The sequence below is a fragment of the Kocuria sp. LHG3120 genome (assembly GCF_049897445.1).
GTDB classification, from domain to species: Bacteria; Actinomycetota; Actinomycetes; order Actinomycetales; family Micrococcaceae; genus Kocuria; species Kocuria rosea.
In genome coordinates this window covers 1-19,803 of the sequence record NZ_JAFCWG010000014.1, presented here as the reverse complement: position 1 = coordinate 19,803, position 19,803 = coordinate 1, and the positions used below count along the sequence as shown (strand labels likewise).

General features: G+C 68.4%; 19 protein-coding genes and 1 pseudogene. 9 read left to right on the top strand and 11 right to left on the bottom strand.

All coding sequences use genetic code 11. The annotated features are described in order from the left end of the window. On the bottom strand, nt 1–2,973 hold a 2,973-nt coding region (locus tag ACP7CD_RS18245; RefSeq protein ID WP_426120814.1), incomplete at its 3' end, for a nitrate reductase subunit alpha. Between the two features lie 422 nt (nt 2,974–3,395). On the opposite strand from ACP7CD_RS18245, the gene moaA reads away from it, so the two are divergent. From moaA to ACP7CD_RS18225, 4 genes are read left to right on the top strand one after another with little or no spacing between them, the layout of a single operon-like run. Continuing rightward, nucleotides 3,396–4,517: a GTP 3',8-cyclase MoaA gene (gene moaA / locus ACP7CD_RS18240; protein WP_058874006.1), complete on the top strand. Its 1,122-nt coding sequence runs from the start codon at nt 3,396–3,398 to the stop codon at nt 4,515–4,517. 39 nt (nt 4,518–4,556) lie between these two features. Further along, the gene (locus tag ACP7CD_RS18235; RefSeq protein WP_017834538.1) at nt 4,557–4,892 is read left to right on the top strand and encodes a MoaD/ThiS family protein; all 336 of its coding nucleotides are present in this window, start codon (nt 4,557–4,559) and stop codon (nt 4,890–4,892) included. Continuing rightward, the gene (gene mobA, locus ACP7CD_RS18230; protein ID WP_051063819.1) at nt 4,889–5,482 is read left to right on the top strand and encodes a molybdenum cofactor guanylyltransferase; all 594 of its coding nucleotides are present in this window, start codon (nt 4,889–4,891) and stop codon (nt 5,480–5,482) included. Before ACP7CD_RS18235 ends, mobA begins: the two co-directional genes overlap by 4 nt. Before the next feature lie 28 nt (nt 5,483–5,510). After that, the gene (locus ACP7CD_RS18225) at nt 5,511–5,801 is read left to right on the top strand and encodes a DUF6457 domain-containing protein (protein ID WP_058874004.1); all 291 of its coding nucleotides are present in this window, start codon (nt 5,511–5,513) and stop codon (nt 5,799–5,801) included. Between the two features lie 314 nt (nt 5,802–6,115). Here the strand turns inward: ACP7CD_RS18225 and ACP7CD_RS18220 are convergent, their stop codons facing one another. The 4 genes from ACP7CD_RS18220 to ACP7CD_RS18205 all read right to left on the bottom strand — a co-directional run bounded on the left by ACP7CD_RS18220 (nt 6,116) and on the right by ACP7CD_RS18205 (nt 11,180). Beyond that, complete coding sequence (locus ACP7CD_RS18220; protein ID WP_058874003.1) at nt 6,116–6,583, bottom strand: pyridoxamine 5'-phosphate oxidase family protein; 468 nt, start codon at nt 6,581–6,583, stop codon at nt 6,116–6,118. 25 nt (nt 6,584–6,608) lie between these two features. Beyond that, nucleotides 6,609–7,811: a globin domain-containing protein gene (locus ACP7CD_RS18215; protein ID WP_426120812.1), complete on the bottom strand. Its 1,203-nt coding sequence runs from the start codon at nt 7,809–7,811 to the stop codon at nt 6,609–6,611. Between the two features lie 178 nt (nt 7,812–7,989). Then, nucleotides 7,990–8,322: a cupin domain-containing protein gene (locus tag ACP7CD_RS18210; RefSeq protein ID WP_058874019.1), complete on the bottom strand. Its 333-nt coding sequence runs from the start codon at nt 8,320–8,322 to the stop codon at nt 7,990–7,992. Between the two features lie 179 nt (nt 8,323–8,501). Next, nucleotides 8,502–11,180, bottom strand: a complete 2,679-nt coding sequence (locus tag ACP7CD_RS18205) for a multicopper oxidase domain-containing protein (protein WP_082697048.1) — start codon at nt 11,178–11,180, stop codon at nt 8,502–8,504. Between the two features lie 925 nt (nt 11,181–12,105). Here ACP7CD_RS18205 and ACP7CD_RS18200 point away from each other — a divergent pair. The 3 genes from ACP7CD_RS18200 to ACP7CD_RS18190 all read left to right on the top strand — a co-directional run bounded on the left by ACP7CD_RS18200 (nt 12,106) and on the right by ACP7CD_RS18190 (nt 13,741). Beyond that, nucleotides 12,106–12,684: a hypothetical protein gene (locus ACP7CD_RS18200; protein WP_251356507.1), complete on the top strand. Its 579-nt coding sequence runs from the start codon at nt 12,106–12,108 to the stop codon at nt 12,682–12,684. Beyond that, on the top strand, nt 12,684–13,007 hold the full coding sequence (locus ACP7CD_RS18195) for a hypothetical protein (RefSeq protein ID WP_229587287.1): 324 nt from the start codon (nt 12,684–12,686) through the stop codon (nt 13,005–13,007). Before ACP7CD_RS18200 ends, ACP7CD_RS18195 begins: the two co-directional genes overlap by 1 nt. Nucleotides 13,008–13,549: 542 nt before the next feature. Next, nucleotides 13,550–13,741, top strand: a complete 192-nt coding sequence (locus ACP7CD_RS18190) for a hypothetical protein (RefSeq protein ID WP_017834438.1) — start codon at nt 13,550–13,552, stop codon at nt 13,739–13,741. A gap of 58 nt (nt 13,742–13,799) precedes the next feature. Here the strand turns inward: ACP7CD_RS18190 and ACP7CD_RS18185 are convergent, their stop codons facing one another. After that, a complete protein-coding gene (locus ACP7CD_RS18185) occupies nt 13,800–14,309 on the bottom strand; it encodes a hypothetical protein (RefSeq protein ID WP_426120811.1) in 510 nt (169 codons plus the stop codon). Nucleotides 14,310–14,372: 63 nt separating this feature from the next. Further along, the gene (locus ACP7CD_RS18180; protein WP_426120815.1) at nt 14,373–14,540 is read right to left on the bottom strand and encodes a hypothetical protein; all 168 of its coding nucleotides are present in this window, start codon (nt 14,538–14,540) and stop codon (nt 14,373–14,375) included. A gap of 218 nt (nt 14,541–14,758) precedes the next feature. Between ACP7CD_RS18180 and ACP7CD_RS18175 the strand changes: the two genes are divergently transcribed. Beyond that, nucleotides 14,759–15,247, top strand: a complete 489-nt coding sequence (locus tag ACP7CD_RS18175) for a GNAT family N-acetyltransferase (protein ID WP_272027739.1) — start codon at nt 14,759–14,761, stop codon at nt 15,245–15,247. Nucleotides 15,248–15,334: 87 nt separating this feature from the next. Here the strand turns inward: ACP7CD_RS18175 and epsC are convergent, their stop codons facing one another. The 4 genes from epsC to ACP7CD_RS18155 form a co-directional block, all read right to left on the bottom strand. Continuing rightward, nucleotides 15,335–15,844 carry a serine O-acetyltransferase EpsC gene (epsC, locus tag ACP7CD_RS18170; RefSeq protein ID WP_109244603.1) on the bottom strand — a complete coding sequence of 170 codons (510 nt, stop codon included), beginning with the start codon at nt 15,842–15,844 and terminating at the stop codon, nt 15,335–15,337. Nucleotides 15,845–16,009: 165 nt separating this feature from the next. Further along, nucleotides 16,010–16,255: a hypothetical protein gene (locus tag ACP7CD_RS18165; RefSeq protein WP_141246871.1), complete on the bottom strand. Its 246-nt coding sequence runs from the start codon at nt 16,253–16,255 to the stop codon at nt 16,010–16,012. Nucleotides 16,256–16,597: 342 nt separating this feature from the next. Continuing rightward, nucleotides 16,598–17,311: a FadR/GntR family transcriptional regulator gene (locus ACP7CD_RS18160; protein ID WP_095651903.1), complete on the bottom strand. Its 714-nt coding sequence runs from the start codon at nt 17,309–17,311 to the stop codon at nt 16,598–16,600. 150 nt (nt 17,312–17,461) lie between these two features. Continuing rightward, on the bottom strand, nt 17,462–19,249 hold the full coding sequence (locus ACP7CD_RS18155) for an L-lactate permease (protein ID WP_081994601.1): 1,788 nt from the start codon (nt 19,247–19,249) through the stop codon (nt 17,462–17,464). A gap of 359 nt (nt 19,250–19,608) precedes the next feature. On the opposite strand from ACP7CD_RS18155, the pseudogene ACP7CD_RS18150 reads away from it, so the two are divergent. Then, nucleotides 19,609–19,803 (top strand): annotated as a pseudogene (locus ACP7CD_RS18150) (hypothetical protein); the annotation flags it as partial.

The window sequence follows — 19,803 nt, the reverse complement described above, 5'->3', positions numbered from 1 at the left end:
GAGGTCTGCGAGCTCCACCCCGGTGCGCTTCTCGAGGGTCTCGAAGCCCTGCACGGCCAGCTCCCCGTTGGTGGTGCCGGAGAAGAGGAGGATGGCCTCGGCCATCCGCGCGTCGGTGTTGATCACCGGTCGGCCTGCCGCGGCCCCGGAGTCGAACACCCCGTGCAGGCGGGCCAGCTGGTCCACCTGGTGGGAGACGTCGTAGGTGATGTACTTCGTGGTGAGGCCCAGCTTCTCAGCCAGTGGCCCGACCGCGGAGAACTTCTCCCCGACCGCGGTGTAGTCGCGCTCCACCACCTGGAGGTTCGGCAGGTTCTTGCCCGGTACCGCCGGGACGTCGGTGCCCTTCCAGTCCGGGGCGTGGCCCCCGGGTTGGGCGAGCTCGCCCGGGGTGTCGTGGGTGAGCGCGGTGGCCACCATGTCCTTGCGCACCCCGAGGTGCACCTTCGCCTGCCGGGAGAACTCCTCGGCGAGCAGCCGGAACAGGTCGTAGTCCGTCTTCGCTTCCCACGGCGGGTTGATCGCCGGGGTGAAGGCGTGCACGTAGGGGTGCATGTCGGTGGAGGACAGGTCGTGCTTCTCGTACCAGGTCGCGGCGGGGAACACGACGTCGGAGAGCAGGGTGGAGCTGGTCATCCGGAAGTCGGCCGATACGAGCAGGTCGAGCTTGCCCTCCGGGGCCTGCTCGTGCCAGGTCACGTCCTTCGGGCGGGAGGTGGAGTGGTCGGAGCCCAGGACGTTGTGGTGGGTGCCCAGCAGGTGCTTGAGGAAGTACTCCTCACCCTTAGCGGAGGAGCCCAGCAGGTTGGAACGCCACAGCATCAGGGTGCGCGGCCAGTTCTGCGGAGCGTCGACGTCCTCGACGGCGAAACGCATGTCCTGCGCCTTGAGTCGATCCGCGACCCACCGGGCCTCATCAGGTGCTTCCCCGCGGGCCACACCCTCGGAAGCGGCGTCGGCCACGTCCAGGGAGTTCTGGTCGAACTGCGGGAAGAACGGCATCCACCCCATGCGGGTGGACTTGGCGACCACGTCGGCGGTGTGCATGCCCTTCAGGTGACCCTGGGCCAGCGGGGACTGCAGCGAGTCGGAGGAGTACCCGTCGGAGCGGAACTGGTCGGTGTGCATGTACCAGAACGCGGTGCCGATCATGAACCGCGGCGGGCGGGTCCAGTCGGTGGCCGCGGCCATCGTGGCCTGGCCGGTGATCGGTCGGGTCTTCTCCTGGCCCACGTAGTGCGCCCACCCGCCGCCGTTGCGGCCCTGACACCCGCACAGCATCAGCATCGCCAAGATCGCCCGGTAGGTGACGTCCCCGTGGTACCACTGGCAGATGCCGGCCCCGAGAATGATCATCGACCGGCCGCCGGACTTCTCCGCGTTGGTGGCGAACTCCCGGGCGATGCGGGCCACCGCCGCCGCCGGGACCGAGGTGATCTCCTCCTGCCACGCGGGGGTGTAGGGGGTCTCCACGTCGTCGTACCCGGACGCCCACTGGCCGGGTAGCCCGGCCCGGCCCACCCCATACTGGGCGAGCATGAGGTCGAAGACCGTGGTCACCGTGCGTCCGGCCACTTCGGTGACCGGCACCCCGCGGTGGACCACCGAGCCCTCGCCCGTGGCATCGGTGAACGCGGGCAGATCGATCACGCTAGTGGCCTGCTCGTAGGACGCCGAGTCGGCGACGGACAGGGCCGGGCGCACCCCCTGCAGGTCCAGGTTCCACTTCCCCTCGTCGGCCTCGTTGTAGCGGAAGCCCGTCGACCCCTGGGGCACCACCGGAGTGCCCGCGTCCCGGTCCAGGAGCACGGTCTTGAACGCCGCGTCCGCGGCCTCTGTCTGCCCCAGGTCCTGGGCAGTGAGGAACTTGCCGGGCACCACGGTGCCGTCTGGGCGCTGCTCGAGGGTGACGAGGAAGGGCAGGTCGGTGTACTGCACCACGTAGTCCTCGAAGAACGGGACCCGCCGGTCCACGAAGTTCTCCTTCAGGATCACATGCCCCATGGCCATGGCCAGGGCGGCGTCGGTGCCGGCCTGGGCGGGCAGCCACTCGTCGGCGAACTTCGTGTTGTCGGAGTAGTCGGGACTCACCGAGACGACCTTGGTGCCGCGGTAGCGGGCCTCGACCATCCAGTGCGCGTCCGGGGTGCGGGTGACCGGGATGTTGGAGCCCCACATCATCAGATAGGTCGCATCCCACCAGTCGCCCGACTCGGGCACGTCCGTCTGGTCGCCGAAGACCTGGGGGCTGGCCACCGGCAGGTCCGCGTACCAGTCGTAGAAACTGTTCATCACCCCGCCGATGAGGTTGAAGAACCGGGCGCCGGCCGCGTGGGAAACCATGGACATCGCGGGGATCGGGGAGAACCCGGTGACCCGGTCCGGGCCGTAGGTCTTGATCGTGTGCACGTGGGCGGCCGCGGTCATCTCGAGGGCCTCCTGCCAGCTGGAGCGCACCAGCCCGCCCTTGCCCCGGGCCTGCTGGAACGCCCGGCGCTTCTCCGGGTCCCCGACCACGGCCTGCCAGGCCAGGACGGGGTCCCCGCCGACCTCTGCCTTGGCGGCCCGGTACATCTCCAGCAGCACCCCGCGCACGTACGGATAGCGCACGCGGGTGGGGGAGTAGGTGTACCAGGAGAAGGCGGCCCCGCGGGGGCAGCCGCGTGGTTCGTACTCCGGGCGGTCCGGGCCCACGGAGGGGTAGTCGGTCTCTTGGGCCTCCCAGGTGATGATCCCATCCTTGACATAGATCTTCCAGGAGCAGGAGCCTGTGCAGTTCACCCCGTGCGTGGAGCGGACCACCTTGTCGTGGCTCCACCGGTTCCGGTAGAACGCGTCCCCGGCCCGCCCGCCCTCGCGGAAGACCGCGCGGCCGTCCGGTGACTCCTCCCAGCGGGTGAAGAACTTCCCGAGCTTGAGCAGGGCGTCGGAGGCAGGACCATCGGTGCGCGGCGGGACGGATTCGGTCGTCATGGAAAGAAACCTAGTAATGCGCCGGCAAGAATGCCATTCTTACGCGTTACTGATCGTCGCGCCACGACTTGTTCTGGCCATAATGCATTCCGTGGTAAATGCTGACGTGTCATATGTTTCAGAAAGAGAACTTTGTTTCAGAAGGCGAGCCCATTGCGCTTCCTGAGGCGGCATGTCGGGGATCTAGGGCGGTTGGCTCCCCTAGCCGAAAGCTTCGAAAATCGTTCGATTCGAATCACTGGGATTTCGTCATATCGGCCTGCCCTAATCGTGTCCCTAATGCCCGGGACGCACGGTGTTGTGCGCAACCCAAGGAACGATCAGTAACTTTTGGGGACCAGCAAGGTGACCCCATAAGGTGGGTCAAATAACGCAAGTGATGTCTGTGCTATTGCGCTGATCGATATGTTGGAGGCGGTGACATGGGCGTTTCCCTGGGACTTCCGCAGATCCGCGGTGCCGGTCCGGGCCCCAGCGGCGCGCCCCGGGAGGCGGGGCTCGCCGACCGGCACGGCCGCCGGGCCACCGACCTGCGGCTGTCGGTCATCGACAAGTGCAATCTGCGCTGCACCTACTGCATGCCCGCCAAGGGCCTGCCCTGGCTGCCCGCCGCCCGGCTGATGAGCGCCGGTGAGATCACCCGCATCGTCGACGTCGGGGTCCGGCAGCTGGGGATCACCGAGCTGCGCCTGACCGGCGGGGAACCCCTGGTGCGGGCCGACCTGGAGGAGATCGTGGCCGGGGTGCGCACCGCCCACCCGCAGCTGCCGGTCTCGCTCACCACCAACGGCATCGGCCTCGCTACCCGGGCCCAGGCCCTGGCCGCGGCCGGGCTGAGCCGGATCAACATCTCCTTGGACACCCTGGACGCGGCGACCTACCGGGCCCTGGCCCGCCGGGACCGCCTGGCGCAGGTGCTGGCCGGGGCCGAGGCCGCGGCCGCCGCCGGGCTGGCCCCGGTGAAGATCAACGCGGTGCTAATGCGCGGGGTCAACGACCACGAGGCCCCCGAGCTGCTCGCCTGGGCCCTGGAGCGCGGTTTCGCCCTACGGTTCATCGAGCAGATGCCGCTGGACGCCGACCACGGCTGGACCCGGGCGGAGATGGTCACCGCCGCGCAGATCCGCCACCGGCTCAGCACCCGGTTCCGGCTCACCCCGCACCCCGGCGCCCGCGACGGCGCCCCGGCCGAGCTCTGGGACGTCCACCCCACCACCCCCGCCGGGGCCCCCGAGGAGGTTCCCGGGGCCGGGGAGGCGCCGCTGGGGACCGTGGGTGTCATCGCCTCGGTGACGGAGCCCTTCTGCGCCGACTGCAAGCGGACCCGGATCACCGCCGAGGGCAGGGTCCGGTCCTGCCTGTTCTCCCACGAGGAGGTCGAGCTGCTGCCGCTGCTGCGCGCCGGTGCGACCGACGCCGAGCTCGCCGAGCGGTGGCGGGCGGCGATGTGGGCCAAGCCGGCCGCCCACGGCATGGACCACACGGGCCTGGACTCACCCGACTACGTCCAGCCGGAGCGGCCGATGAGCGCGATCGGGGGCTGAACCCGTGGCCGCCCCACCACACCGACCGGAACAGGAACGATGACCCAGAACACCACAGAGAGCAACCCCCGTACCCTGACCTCCGCGACCAGTACGACCATGCGGGTACGGTACTTCGCGGCTGCACGCGCAGCCGCCGGGACCGAGGCCGAGACCCTTGAGCTGCCCACCGGAGACGGCGCGCCCCGTACCCGCGCTGATGTGGAGGTACTGCTCGCGCAACGCCACCAGCAACCGGTGCCTGGACAACCGCTGCTGGGCCAGGTGCTGTCCCGTGCCAGCTTCCTGCTCGACGGGGTGGCCTGCCCAGATGCGGCGGCCGAGATCCCGGACGGGGCCGTGCTCGACGTCCTGCCGCCCTTTTCCGGCGGATGAACACTCCGGCCGGCGCTCTGCTCTTCCATGTTGTGGTCCTGGCCGGGGGCCGATCCTCCCGGCTGGGCGGCACACCCAAGGCGAGCCTGCGGCGAAACGGGCGCACCCTCGTGGAACTCACGGTGGAAGCGGTCCAAGGGGCTGCCGGGGTCGTTGTGGTCGGACCCGCGGAGCTGGCCGTCCCCGCGGGCGTTCTGCGCACCCGGGAGGATCCGCCGTTCTCCGGGCCGGCTGCGGGCATCGCGGCCGGGCTGGCCGCCCTCGAGGCGCTGCCGTTGGCGGACTGGACCATGACCCTGGCCTGCGACATGCCCGAAGTGGCCCGCGCCGTACCCCTGCTGCTGGGGTCCGCCGGGGCCGCGCCCGAAACGGACGGACACATCGGCGTCACCCCCGACGGTCGCCGCCAGCCGCTGGCCGCCCTGTACCGCACCGAGGCGCTGCGCGCGGCCTACGCGGACCAGGACCCCACCAACCGCTCGGTACGCTCCTTCACCCACGACCTTCTCCTGCAGGAGGTCACTGTGGCCGAGGACGCCACCGCGGACGTGGACACTTGGGACGACGTGCACAAGTTCCGGCTCAGCTGACAGAAGACCCCGAGGAAAGGAACGCGGCATGGCGAAGAAGATGACGTCTGAGGAACGACGCCTGCTCTCCGAATGGATCGCCCAGCTCAAGACCGAGTTCGAGCTGGACGCCATGGACGTGCCTCTGGACGACCTGCTGGCTCTGGCCGGGGTAGTCTCCACCGGGGTGGCTCGCCCCGCCGTGCCGGTCACGGCCTATGTCGCCGGATACCTCGCGGCACTACGCACCCGGCAGGCACCGGATCACGGCGCCGCCCACACCATTCAGGACGTCATCGCGGTCGTACCGGTACCTGCTGCGGATCCACAAGACACCTGATCCTGCCCCGGCTCCTGGCACAACCCCAGCTGCGGTGTCGAGGTGCCTGGTGATGCCGTGGATGAACGCGCCCGCCACCACCGCGGCCCCGTCCCTGTTCCGGGGCTCGCATGGCCTCGCCACGGGGACGGTGGGTGGAGCCAGCAGGACCGAGCAGGGCGGAGTCAGAGCGGACTGCTGACACCGGCAGCACTGCCGGCCCCGGCGCATCGCCCAGTGTCACCGGTGCTCGTCGTCGAGCCCTGTGGCCTCGCACGGGCGAGGCCACAGGGCTGGACTGAAGAACCGACCCAGACGGTCGGCGTTGCGGTGGGTCAGTCCACGGGTGAACGCGGTGCCTCCGACAGACCGGTGCGCCACGCCTTCGGGTCGGCCACCTGGAACCGGCGTCCCGACACGGTGGTGGGGCCGATGCGCACGAACCGTCCCTTCGGTCCACTCTGCCAGGGCAGCAGCGGCAGGCTCAGCGTGTCGGTCAGTTCCTCGATACCGCGGATCTGCTCGGACCGTCCCTTGACCACCACGCTCCACGCCCGGTTGACCGACGCTTCGTACCCGTCGATCTCCAGGGCCACGGGCACACCTGAGAGAGCCGCCGAGAGCTTGGTGCCTTCCGTGGTGCGGAACACCAAGCTGCTGTGATCCACCACGTAGTTGATCGGGAAGATCTCCGGGTGGTCCTCCACCCAGACCGCCAGACGGCCGATGCCGGTCGCCCGCAACAGCGTCCAGCAAGCACTGGCCGACAGCGTTTCGATTCTTTCCTCGTACTCCTCGGTCATGACATCCTCCTCAGAACTTGCGTTCCTACTCGAAATCGGCGAGCCACAGGTCGGGGCCGAACACCTCGTACTGGATGTCCTTGGCCGGCACTGCGTGGGCGATGAGGTCGCTGCGCACCGCCTGCATGAACGGCAGGGGCCCGCACAGGTAGTACTGGGCCTGGGCGGGCAGCTCCACCGACCGCAGACCCATCAGCCCGGCGTGTTCGTTCGTCCCCGGGGTGGGGGAGGGGTGTTCGAACCACACGGCCAGGGACCCGTCCATCAGTTTTTCGAGGTCGGTGGTGACCTGGGTGCGCAGCGCGAAGGCCTCAGGGGAGGCATCAGCGTGCAGCAGCACCACCTTGCGCTGAGCTGCGGCCGCCACCAGGTGGGAGAGCATCCCGGCCATCGGGGTGATGCCGATCCCGGCGCTGACCAGCACGACCGGCCGGTCGGTGTACTCCAGGACCACGTCCCCGAAGGGCGCCGAGAGGGTGATCTCGTCGCCGACCTGCACCTGATCGTGCAACAGGGTCGACATCTCTCCGGCCGGGGTGCCATTGCCGTGGACGCGCTTGACGGCGAACACCCGGTGCCGCCCGTCGTCGGCCTTCGTGAGGCTGTACTGGCGCGGTTGGTGCACCCCGTCGGGCATCGGCATCTTGCACGTGACGTACTGGCCCGGCAGTGAGGGCTTGACCTCCCGCTCATCGACGCGCTCCACCACGAAGGTCGTGACGTCGGCGGTCTCCGGGATCTTCTCGGCCACCCGCCAGGTGCGCCACACGGTGTCCGGGGACAGGCGGGTGGCCTCGTAGAGGCCACGCTCCTGGGTGATCAGCGCATTGGCCATCAGCCAGTACACCTCGTCCCAGGCCGCGGCGACCTCCTCGGTGACGGCCTCGCCGAGGACATCGACGATGGCCCACATGAGGTGGTCATGGACGATCTGGTACTGGTCCGGGTGCAGCCCGAGGGAGACGTGCTTGTGCGCGATGCGCGAGAGCAGATGGTCGGGCAGCTCGGTGGGCCGGTTCACCAGATATCCGGCGTAGCCGGCCACGGACCCGGCCAGGGCCTGCTGCTGACGGCCGTCGGCCTGGTTGCCGCGGTTGAACAGCCCGTCCAGCAGCTCGGGGTGCTCGCCGAACATGTGCGCGTAGAAGCGCCGGGCAATCTCCTGGATGTTCTCCCCGACCACGGGCAGGGTGGCCTTCACGACGGGGTAGGCGGTGTCTGACAGCATATTTTGCTCCTCTGATGGGTTCGGCAGGATCAGGATTCTGGCGGTTCATGCCCGAGCTGGCATCGGGTTCTCCAGCGGGTCCCGGTGCGAGCACCAAGCGGGTGCCGCATCGTCGCTCAACGGGAAGTTGGGCGATCATTGTGCGCGGTAGCGGGTGCCGTGGCCGCGCATCGGGAATTCAGCGGTGTTTGGCCACGCTCAACAGCACGACGGAGTCCTCCACCGCTTCCAGCCCGTGACGGGCCTGCGGGACGATGAGCAGATCCCCTGGGGATCCGTTCCACTGAAGCTCCCCGGCGCTCAGGAGCACTCGTCCGTGGAGGACGTGCACGGTGGCCTCACCGGGATTGTTGTGCTCGTTCAACCCGGAGCCGGCTCGCAGCGCGATGACGGTCTGGCGCATCACCTGCTCATGGCCGCCGAACACTGTGTGAGCGCTGCGCCCACTCGGGGCCTGCTGGGCGATCTCCAGCTGGTGGCGGGCCAGGGCGGTCAACGACGACTTCTGCACCATGATCATTCCTTTCGGTAGCGATGGACGGGTTCGTTGTGGCCGTACCGGTGGGTCCCGGCCACTCACACGGCCTCCACCGCGCTCTGCCCTTCGGGCGGGCGGGAGCGTCACAAACCTTTGACTGTCGTCCTGACAGGCAGGTACGAGTGGGCTTCGTCGGGCGCGCAGAGGAGGTGTCACGGGGAAACCCGGATCAGCCCTCTGGCCCCGCGTTCGGCCTCGGCCAGGGAGTGATTGACGAACGGGTAGGTCCCGGGCTCGGAGAACTCCAGCTCCACGAACCCGCCCTGGGCCGGTGCCAGGTCCAGGACCTGGGCCCCGCCCTGCCCGGTGCCACCCGGAGGCAGGAGATAGGCGCCCTCCTTGTAGACGGTGTCGAACTGGCCACCCACCACATGGAAACTCATCCCCTTCGACGGCCCGGCGGCCAACACCCAGATCCGCACCCGTTCACCGGTCCGCGCAGTGAGCGGGTCGTGGACGTACTGGGTGGCGTGCCCGTTGAACATCGTCAGCGACGGCACGCCCTGCGCGACCCGCTCCGGGGCCACCACCGCGTTCGCCCCTCCATCGGCAGTGTCCCCGGCCGGGGAGAGATAGGTCTCGTTCTGCACCAGCAGGAACTCCCGGTCCACGCCCGGCAGACCGGGCGGGTCGATCACCACGGCCCCGAACATCCCGGCCGCCAGATGCGTGCTCATCGGAGCTGTGGAGCAGTGGTAGAGCCAGATGCCTGAGCGAACGGCCTCGAACCGGTAGACCAGCGACTCTCCCGGGGCGATGGTGCGCATCGGCCCGTCCGGGGCGAGTGCACCGGCGTGGAAGTCCACCGAATGCCCCATCGAACCGTCATTGACCAGGGTGATCTCGAAGACATCGCCCACCCGCCCGTGCAGGGTCGGGCCCATGTACCGGCCGTTGTAGGTCCACCCCTGCAACTGCATTCCCGGGGCGATCTCCTGCGGTATCTCCTCGACCTCGAGCTCCACCCGGTGCACCCGGCGCCCGCTCTCCGGCTCACCGTCCACCGGTTCCAGCACGGGGGAGCGGGTGTCGAACTGATCCCCGGGTGCGGCGCCGAAGTCCACGGCCGGGTCTGGATCCGCGGCCGGATCCGCGGCTGGATCCGAGGCGGGCGCGTGCAGGCCGGGGTGCCCGGGCGCCTCCTGCGCTGCCGCCGGTGCCGCAGCCACGGCGGTACCGTCTGCGTCGACCGCGATGACGTCGAAGCCCATGCCCATGCTCTTGTGCCCGACGATCGAGCACCAACCCTCCACCGACCCACCGATCACCCCGGCATCGACGGTCACGGTCTGCCCGAGGGCCACCCGGCCGCTGCTGGCCCCGGAAGCCAGGACGAGGTCATGGACGTTCGTGGGGTCGTTGTTCGTCAGCTCGATCACCAGCTCGTCACCCACCGGGACCTCCACCGAGGCCGGCTCGAACCGCATGCCCTCCTCGGCGCTGACCTCCACGGTGGTGGTCCTTCCGGTGGCCTGCACCGGGCCGGCGCCCTGAGCGCGAAGATCGAAGCCGGCCGCCGCCGGATTCAGCGCGATGCCCACCACCACCGCGGTGGCCACGGTGAGGACCCCGGCCACTGCCCCGCGGACATGCCGGGAAGCCGGCACCTCCCCGCCCGGGGCAGCCGGGCTCGGTGCCGACGTGTCCGCCCGGGCCCGGTTTCGAGACGGCGGTGCCGCAGCGGCCTTCCGCCCGGCCACCGAGACCTTGGCCGCAGAGACCATCAGAGGAACAAAGGCGAAGAACACCGCGGCCCCCAGCACCGAGACCACGGCTCGTACCCAGGACGGCAACAGACCGGGGGGCAGACTGAACAGCAGCACGCACAGATTGATGACCACCACACGGAACATGGCCGCCCGGTTGATCACCTGATTGGCGGCCCGCACGGTCGCCGGGCCGCCGCCCATCGTGACAGGCAGGAGATAAGTCATGGCCCCCAGCAGTACTTGGGCCAGGAAACCGGCCACGAACGGCACGGTCAGCTGCCGCAGCACCGCGGTCTCGAATCCGTGCCCGGCCACCAGCCAGGTGATCACCACCGTCGTGGCCAACCACCACATCACCCCGGCAGCCACGGAGAAGCCCGCATAGTCGGCCGGCCGCCGACGGCAAGCGGTGCCGGCCATGACCACCGCCACGGCCACCAGCCCACAGATGTAGGCGGCCAGACCGGCCACCGTCACCCACACCGTCCCGAGCAGGGATCCCCCGACCGTGGTCACGATCCCCCCGGTCATCACCGGCAGAGCGACTGCGGTGATCCGAGAGGAGAAACCGACCATGCGGGTGCGCAAGATCGTGGGCCACAGCGTCAGCAGCGTGCCCGCGACCGTCAACCCCACGAAGCCCAGCACATTGGTCGCCTCGTGCGCCAACAGGACCCGGGCATGCCACGGTGCGGACAGCCCGGCGGCCAGCACGGCCCCCAGCACCGCCCCGACGGGCAACAGGAACGCCGCCACCACGTAATACTTCACGGTCACAGCGAATCGCGACGGCAGCGCCGTGCGCAGCTGCCCCAGCAGCGCAGTGCCGTGCCAGGTCAGCGCGGCCCCGATCAGGACCGCCGCCAGCACGGTCAGCCAGTACCAGGTGCTCAGCAACCCGGCGATCAGCAGCACGATCCCGACGTTGAGCGTGCGGATGCGGGCCAGTTGCCGTCTCCTGGCGCCATCGGGCAGCCGGTTCTTCAGCAACGACTCGGTGAAGTGCTGGGACCACACCATGATCGAATTGGTGATCAAGCCCAGGGTCACCAGGTGCACCATCACCCAGCGGAAGTCAGGAACCCAGCGATGGACCAAGATGACGACCAGCAGCACGCCCATCCAGATGCGGATCGGTGCGGCACTCCGGCGATGCCATGACGCGCGGCCGTGGAGCCGTGGGCGACTGGTCACGTGACTCATCCATTCTTAATCTTGCATTTCATTTGCAAGTATAGGTGTCGTCATCGGCTGCCCATAACGCGAGGAAGTCGCGATCCTGAGGAGAGGGGGTTGCAATCGGCCCGAGAGTTGGCGCACGACCACGTTCGCCGGATGGACCCGCTCACTCGTACCCGATGACCACACGTCATCACCGTCGTCATCGATGACCGATCCGCACGATCGGCCACCACACGCATGAGTCGGAAAAGACCGCGCAGCACCCTGATTGTCCTGTCGCTGCCACCCCACACCGATACCAAGCCCCGCGCAGGAAGTGCGGAGTCGAGTGAGGGAGTCGGGGCGCCTCCACCGCTTTACATATGGCCGGCTACCGGACACTTCCTGGGAGAACGGAGTTGCAATAGGGGTTCCTGTCTCGGTGGTCCCGTACTCGAAGGCACCTCGGCCGCAGGAGGTCATGGTTCAAGTGCGCGACCGGCTGGCCGAATTGGAGCGCGCGGCCACCCCGGCTTGAACCTTATGCGTGGGTCCGCGAACCTCTTGGGCACGCGCCGCACACATGAGGTTCACGCACCACCAAGGTGGCTGACCTCGAGCCCTACCCCAGCATCGGTAGCACCCGGTCCCGCCTGACCTCGGAACCATGAGACGGAGGGTCTGCATCCCCAGAGCAGACCCTCCGTTCCCATGTCCGAAACATCCTTTCGGCCGTTCTCTTTTGCAACTGGTCGTGGTGTGCTGTCCGCACATTGTGCACTTGAGTGCCGACCCGGGCACCGCAGACACGTCCACTCCGCAGGAAAAGAGAGTCTCGATGCGCTTGAAATCTACTTCACGCTACGCTCTGTTGCTCGGCCTCATCATGGCTGTCACTGGCTCAGTCGGCCCAGCCCTGGCCGCTCCGCCGCCCCAGCCCGACGACAACGAGCTCGTGCTCTACGCCCCCACCACCCGCCAGACGTTGACGATTGAGGAGCCCGACCAGCAGTCCTCGCCCCAGAAGGACGACGACATGTTCACACCAATGCTGCTGGGCCCGATCGACTCATTGAACTGCAACGTCCTGAACCGCCCATCCCACATCGTCACCACGTACAACGCCCGCGCCCGATCGGGCTTCTCCGGGGGCTATATCAAGATGGAGTGCGGCACCGACGCCGGCTACGGCTACCGGCACATCCGTTCCCGCCACCAGCAGGACTGGCAGAACAAGATGTACCCGTTGCGGGCGAACTGGGACGACTTCATGGACTTCGCCACCAAGCAGGCGCTGGCCGCTCCGTCCAAGACCGCCTTCCAGGGCAGCGGTAAGTACTGCTACACCACCCCAGTCCAGATCCGGAACTCCCGCGGCGCCGTCGTGAAGACGTTCTATCCTCGGATTATCATCTCCTCGACCAACCGTCGAGTAATCACGTCCATCCCAGGAGGCTCGTGCTGATGCCCGCACCGATCACGGTCCGCATGTTCAACGAGCACGGCTGCCCCTGGCCGTTCTTCGGCCCCGAGAGCCTGATGAGCCAGGAGGAGTTCCCGCTGCCGGCAGAGCTCACCGAGCAGGTCCTGGCGTGGACGTCCGACTTCGCCCGCCACTACGACGAGGAGCGCGGCTGGCCCTCGGCGCAGGCATACGAGGCCTCCCGGCAGGAGGGGCGGCGCCTGGCCGCGGAGGTACAGACGGCCGTCGGGGACGAGGTGCGGATCCAGCTCGAGCACTGGGAGCGGATGGTCGACGGCCAGGAGGCCGCCGCCCAGACCAGCTGATCCAGCCGCAGCCATCAACGGAGGGCCTGTCTCCCCAGTGCAGACCCTCCGTTCCCATGTCCGCACCCTGGCGCGGCCTCTTGGGGTGTCCGCACACATGGGTGCCGTCCCCACAGAGTTCACCGTCGGGAAGGACCCCATGAGCACCACGACCCCCGCCGCCTCCGCGGCCGCCACGGAGATCGAGACGACCGGCGCCCCGATCCTCGGTTTCTTGCAGCTGAACACCTCCAACGGCAAGGTGTTCCTCAACGCCACTGCCCCGTCCAGCGAGTTCCAGTCCAGCACCGCTTTCGACGTCGACGGGTGGGCGCCAGAGCTGCCCTACGTGGAGGTCTCCTTCACGGCCGCCGGACTGAGCGAGGCCGACGAGGCGGATCTGGTCGACGCCGGGTACCGCCCCGTGATAGGCCTGGTGCGCGGTGTGCTCGCCACTGTGATCGCCCCGGCGCCGGGCGCAGACGCCCCCGACTACCTGTTCGTGGACTTCGAGTCCACCGGGCTGCCGCAGACCGCCCCCGGGGGAGCCGAACCCGCGCTTCGTGCCGCTGCAGGTCGCCGCCGCCGTAGTGGACGCCGGGCTGAACGTCGTGGCGACCTACGAGGCAAAGATCAACGCCACGACCGAGCAGCTGGAGTCGATGGTCCCCTTCGTGCGCAACATGCACACCGAGACCGGCCTGCTCGCCGCCCTGGAAGCAGGGGGACTGCCCCCGGATCGCTTGACTCCTTGACCTGTTGCGTTGCAGCAGGGGTTCCTTTTGGGGCAGCTGTTGTTCCGTGGGGCAGCCCCTAGGGGATCTGGGCTGCGGGGGTGTCGCGGGTTTCTGCGGCGGGGTCGCTGTCCTGCCACTGGCTGAGCCGATCGGCGTCGCACTCGTCGCGGGAGGCGCTGGTCTCGTCGAGGCGCTGAATGGTCAGGCATCCCTCCTCCTCTCCCCGGGGGCCGAGGAGGTGCCAGATGCGGGCTTCGCCGTCGACGACGATGGCCGCTTTGATGGCGGTGTGGTCCGGGAAGAAGCTGTTGGCGGTCTTGTTCGTGTAATCGCCGGCCAGGCTCAGGGACCGGCCGTCGCAGCTCAACCTCAGGGACGGGGGTGCTGTGGTGAGGTCCTCGCTCTGCCCCGGGCCCATGGCGCCTTCGGAGATGGTGCACCCCGGGTCGGGGGTGATCGCGGTGGGCGTGACCTGGGAAAGGGGTTCTGGTCTGTCTTGGAGCAGCAGGTTGTCCTCGCACCCGGTGAGGGCCAGGGAGGTGATAGCGGCAACGGCGAGGCTGAGGACACGGGTGGATCGCTGCACGGCGGGGGCTCCTTGGCGCATCGAGGATGGGGTCCTGGTCTCCGACCGGGACGGTGCTGGGGGCTATGGCTGCCAGCTGCCGCTGCGGTCGCCGTGCTGGTGCGCGTAGTCCTTGACGCCGGCGGTGACGCCCTTGCGCACCACCCAATAGAGCAACCACAAGGTGAAGGCGACCATGAGCAACCAGATGAACAGTCCAAGGAACGCTCCGAAGCCGGCGACGTCCATCACGAGGAACCTCCTGGGGTAGGTCTGTCCACGCTATAAGGGAATGCCTCCGTCCTTGGCACCCCGCTCGCACCGTGCGTGTCGGTCGGTCACCCCGTGTTCCACGCGTCGTGCGACTACCTCACATCCCGGTGCCGTGTTTCATCAAGGGTTCCTCGTCGATCATGCGGCTCGACCAGCATCTGGACCGGCCCACGTGGTGGCATTCCTAGCATGGGGACATGCGCCTGCGAGAGACGGTCCCAGCCGACTTGGACTTCCTCTTGGGCTGGGTGCCGTCCGAGGCGGACATGGTGCTCTGGTCCGGGCGCACGTTCACCTGGCCGCTGGATCGGGGTCAGCTGGAGAGCTACCTGCACAATGATCAACGCCGGTATTGGACCGGGCTGGACCCGGAGTCGGGGCATCCGGTCGGTCACGCTTCCCTGCTCGTCGACGCTGACGCGGCCATGATGCGGCTCGGCTGCGTCCTCCTCGACCCGGCAGCTCGCGGGCGTGGTCTGGGGCGGGAGCTGATCAGGGAGGCGGTGCGCACGGGCTTCGAGACCACGGAGGTGCCGGCCATGAAACTGGGCGTGTACTCGCACAACGTCCTAGCTCGACGCGTCTACGAGGACCTGGGGTTCAAAGAGACCGGCCAGGTGCGCAGCACCGAGGTGAACGGCCAGCCCTGGCACGCCATGGAGATGGAGTGGCCACGACTGGCCTGAGCCGCAAACAGACGCAGGCTCGCCCCGCAGCGTGACTGGCGCCGTCACGCAGATCCGACGTTACGTCTGAGCTGCGGCGTGAGATCATTACACGTCGATGCCCACGACCGTGGTGTCGGCCGCGACGTCACGGGTCACCACGGCGCCAGCGCCGATCTTCGCCCCCGCCCCAATGGTGATCGGGCCGATGACCTTCGCCCCGGAACCGATGAGCACCCCGTCCCCGACAACGGCGTGGCGCCGACCCGGGGAGCCATCCCCGACGAAGCTCGCCCCTTGGTAGATGGTCACGTCGTCACCGATCACGCTGGTCTCTCCGAGAACAACCTCGCTGCCATGGTCGATGAACAGCCGGTGCCCGATCACCGCACCAGGGTGAATGGTGATCCCGGTGGCCTTCGCGGAGGCGGTGGCGATGGCCTGGGCGGCGGGTCTGCCCCACCGGGTGGACCACAGGCGGTGGGCGATGCGGTGGGCGGCCACCGCGTGCAGCCCCGGATAGCTCAGCAGCGTCGCGACGGTGCCTTGCCCCGCGGGGTCGGCGGCAGCGATCGAACGGGCATCGGCGAGGACACTAGGACGGGTGGGCTCGGTCATGGCCACACCCTAGAAGACATCCAACCGGGAACCGTTCACCCTTACCGGCTTTACATATGGCCCGGTTAGCGGCCGGGCTCCATGTCGGCCCTTGGGCGTCTGGCATCCATGCGCTCCACGGATTTCCGTCACAACGGTGGAGCGTGCCTTCAGGAGAGGTCTTCGTCAGCGCTTTTCTGGGGTGGCTGGTGGTGGGTGCCGAAAGATGCGGTTCTCGTCGGTGGAGAACATTTTCCGTTCGCCGGTTCCGAGTTCTCGGGCCCACACCACGTGGAGGAGTGGCATGGTCTCCTCGACGAGTCCGCGGTAGTAGAGGTCACCGGCAAGGTGGACATCGATGCGATCACCTGCTTGCAGCACGGTGCAGTCCTCCACGGGGACGGGGACGGGGCCGGGGTCGGGGCTGGTCATGGTGGCGGTGCCTTTCGTCGGCGCTTCTGGGTTGGGTTGTGGCCTCGGGGTGGTCATCCGGAGTGCGGTGAGCCCATGGTGCGTGGTCGTCCCGATGTGATGCGCTCCGTGGTGCGGTATCGGCGCGCGGTGTTCTCGGCCTGGAACGCGCATGGCTTCCCCGCGGCGGCACGAGGCAGGGGTCGGTCGCGGCCGGCTGGAGCCGGAGGCTCTTGAGGTGTGAGTATGCAGTCCGCTGGGATGTGCCTGGGGTGGTTCGTGCACGCGGTCCCGTGTTGACGGGAACGGTCAGTGCGCAGCGGTCAACGATCCTGGGTGATGCGGGACTCTGGGTACCGCTTTTTAGCGGTGGTCGCTGAGTTCGAAGAACCAGATGATGTGGTGGCGCAGGGCGTCGGCGGCGTCTGCGCCTCGGCGCTGCTGGAAGGCCTCCAGGATGCTCTTGTGCTGTTCCTGAAGGGTCTGGCGTACCTTCGGCCAGTCCTCGAGGTCGGCGACGGTCTCCTGGACGTAGCCGATGGTGGCTTGGCGCAGCGAGGACATAATCGTCTCGACCACCACGTTGCCGGCCAGAGAGGCGAGCAGGATGTGGAACTGCGCGTCGTGGGCGTGGAAGCGCTCGTCCGGCAGGTCCGGGTCGTCCATGGCGGCCACCAGTTCGGTGGCCTGGTCGAGTATCGCGGTGCGTTGGGGAGTGTCCGGGGCGGTGGCGGCTTCGTGGGCGGACTGGGTCTCGAGCAGCAGTCGGGTTTGCGCCAGATCGCGGATGCGCAAGGACCGGTTGGCCACGTGCATCCGCAGCGCCCAGCCGAGTGCGGCCGAGGGGTCCGAGATGACGATCGCCCCGGCGTTGGGCCCGGACCCGGTGGAGGAACGGACCAGGCCCATGGCGTCGAGGACCCGGAATGCTTCGCGGACCGAGGCGCGGGAGATCCCGAACTCCTCGGCCAGGTGGCGCTCTGCGGGCAGTCTGTCGCCCACCGAGATCTCCCCGGAGCGCAGGCGTTCCTCGAGCCAGTCAAGGACGAGGGTGTAGGTGCGTGTGACCGCGGGCACGAGGGGCTCCTGGAGGGTATATGGGGAACCGGACCATTCTAGAGAGACCGCGAGGCTGCACCTGACCGGATGGGTCGGGCGCAGCCTCGGGGCCCCGGAGGCGTGGGGCCGGCACCTGACATGCCGTCGGCACCGGCCCCACGTGCCGGATCAGACCCGGAGCTCGCTCCTGGCGGGCGCGTCCTTGCGCCACAACCAGCGGGCGATGAGGGCCAGTCCGGCGACGAGCAGGACCAGCATGACGGTGCCCAGGTTGAGACCCACCCCGTGGATGAAGAGGTACGCGACCGCACCGCCCGCGAGGCAGTAGTAGGTGGTCACGATGATCGTCTTGCGCAGCAGGTCGCCTTCGCGCCCGAGCAGGCCCACGGTGGCGGAGGCCGCCACGATGTTGTGGATCGCGATCGGGTTGCCACCGGCCCCACCCACAGCCTGGGCGGCGACCACGAGCTCGGGCCGGTCGAGTCCGATCGCGGCACCGGTGGAGAACTGGAACTGGGAGAACGTCAGGTTCGACACGGTGTTGGACCCGGCCACGAAGGCACCCAGCGCGCCGATCCAGGGGGCGATCACGGGCCAGGAGCTGCCCGAGATCGCGGCGGCCCCCTCGGCGAGGGTCACCGGCATGCTGGAGAGCCCCGAGTCGTTGAGGGCCGGGCCGGACTGGATGAGCACGCGCACCAGGGGCACGGCGAAGAGCAGGGCGGCGGCGGTGCCGGCGAGCTGGCCGGCCGAGATCTTGAGGGTCTGGGCGATCTCGCGGGAGTTCATCCGGTGCAGTAGGTAGGCGAAGGCCGAGGCGAGGATCAGCACGAAGCCGGGGAGGTAGAACGGCTGGACAGTGGTGGTGATCTCGGTGCCCAGGATGTTCTCGAACGGGATCGCCAGGCCGGTCAGCCATTCCTTCAGCGGGGCGATGACACGGGTGGCCACCAGCAGCCCCGCCATCAGGGCGTAGGGCGCCCAGGCGCGGACCGTGCTCATGTGGGTGGAGACGTCGGTGGCCTCGGCCGGTTCGATGGTGCCCATCCAGCGGGTGGGCCAGTCGGCGCGCGGGCCGAACTGGAAGGTGTCCTTGGGCATGAGGAAGCCGCGGCTGGAGGTGAACATCACCAGCACCATGCCGAGGAGCCCGCCGAACATTGAGGGGAACTCGGGGCCGAGGAAGCGGGCCACCAGCACGTAGGGGACGGTCATGGCCAGGGAGGCGTAGACGGCGAAGGGCCACACGGCCAGCCCGTCGCGGAAGCGCCGGTCGGGGCCGAAGAACCCGGTCAGCAGGGTCACGAGGATCAGCGGGATGAGGATGCCCACGATCGCGTGGATGGCCGCGGTGTAGAAGCCGATCGAATTGATGAACTCGGGCATGGTCACACCCAGAATCTCGACGCGCTGAGCGACCGCGGGGTCCCCGCCCAGGCCGTTGGCGACCCCGACGAGGATGGGCGTGCCGACCGCCCCGAAGCTCACGGGGGTGGACTGGACGATGAGGCCGATCATGACGGCGGCCATCGCGGGGAAGCCCATGGCCAGCAGCAGCGGGGCCACGACCGCGGCGGTGGTGCCGAAGCCAGAGACGCCCTCGATGAAGGAGCCGAAGAGCCAGCCAATGATGATGGCCTGGATCCGCCGGTCGGCCGAGATGTTGTTGAAGCCAGCGCGGATGGTGGCCATGGCCCCGCCCACGGTGAGCGTGGCGAGCAGCAGCAGGGCGCCGAAGACGATGTAGAGCATGGTGATGGCCACGATCAGGCCCTCGATGGTGGCGGCCAGCACTCCGGTGAAGCTCATCTGCCACACGGTCAGCGCCACCACGACGGCCGCGAGGTAGCCCACCGGCATCGCGAACTTCGCCGGCCAGCGGAAACCGGCCAACAGCACACCCACCAACAGCAGGGGCAGCAGAGCCAGAAGGCTCAGGACAGCGAGATTGTCCACGGACAGATCCTTTCTGGGCCCTGCCCCGGAGGATCGCGGGTGCCGGGTCGGGCCGGGTGCGTGGTACGGGCTGGGTCGAGGTTTCCGGGACGCGATGCGTAGCTCATCCCGGCCCCAGTGATCTCGATGCGCTCCCCTGAGAGTTGCGGAGAGCAGTACAGACCTGGTGTCGGTCGGGTGGTCGTTCGGTGCTTCCCGCATACGAGTTCGGGAAGGACCTCACACGCGACCACCGTATGGTCGGACCACAATGGTCTGACCACGAAGAGTACATGAGCCAGGTCACACCTCCAACCCCTGCGGCGCAATGTTTTCGCCGCCTGCCGCCCTGATTGTGTGGTGCGGCTCATAGTCCTACTATGGTCAGACCACAGGCGGTGCGGTGTCCTCGCATCGACCCTTTTTCCTTCTTCGCCCGTCCTCGTTCTCCTGTTCCCGGAGGTCGCATGAGAATCGCCCTGTTCGCCACGTGCATCGTGGACGCGATGTATCCGCGCGTCGCGCTGGCCACCGTGCGGGTGCTCGAGCGGCTCGGCCACGAGGTGGTGTTCCCG

Excerpts from the sequence above, each read along its gene's own strand:
- mobA (WP_051063819.1), top strand. The coding sequence starts at position 4,889 with ATGAACACTCCGGCCGGCGCTCTGCTCTTCCATGTTGTGGTCCTGGCC.
- ACP7CD_RS18175 (WP_272027739.1), top strand. The coding sequence starts at position 14,759 with ATGCGCCTGCGAGAGACGGTCCCAGCCGACTTGGACTTCCTCTTGGGC.
- ACP7CD_RS18235 (WP_017834538.1), top strand. The coding sequence starts at position 4,557 with ATGACCCAGAACACCACAGAGAGCAACCCCCGTACCCTGACCTCCGCG.
- moaA (WP_058874006.1), top strand. The coding sequence starts at position 3,396 with ATGGGCGTTTCCCTGGGACTTCCGCAGATCCGCGGTGCCGGTCCGGGC.
- ACP7CD_RS18200 (WP_251356507.1), top strand. The coding sequence starts at position 12,106 with ATGGCTGTCACTGGCTCAGTCGGCCCAGCCCTGGCCGCTCCGCCGCCC.
- epsC (WP_109244603.1), bottom strand. The coding sequence starts at position 15,844 with ATGACCGAGCCCACCCGTCCTAGTGTCCTCGCCGATGCCCGTTCGATC.
- ACP7CD_RS18195 (WP_229587287.1), top strand. The coding sequence starts at position 12,684 with ATGCCCGCACCGATCACGGTCCGCATGTTCAACGAGCACGGCTGCCCC.
- ACP7CD_RS18165 (WP_141246871.1), bottom strand. The coding sequence starts at position 16,255 with ATGACCAGCCCCGACCCCGGCCCCGTCCCCGTCCCCGTGGAGGACTGC.
- ACP7CD_RS18220 (WP_058874003.1), bottom strand. The coding sequence starts at position 6,583 with ATGACCGAGGAGTACGAGGAAAGAATCGAAACGCTGTCGGCCAGTGCT.
- ACP7CD_RS18215 (WP_426120812.1), bottom strand. The coding sequence starts at position 7,811 with ATGCTGTCAGACACCGCCTACCCCGTCGTGAAGGCCACCCTGCCCGTG.
- ACP7CD_RS18225 (WP_058874004.1), top strand. The coding sequence starts at position 5,511 with ATGGCGAAGAAGATGACGTCTGAGGAACGACGCCTGCTCTCCGAATGG.
- ACP7CD_RS18205 (WP_082697048.1), bottom strand. The coding sequence starts at position 11,180 with ATGGGCGTGCTGCTGGTCGTCATCTTGGTCCATCGCTGGGTTCCTGAC.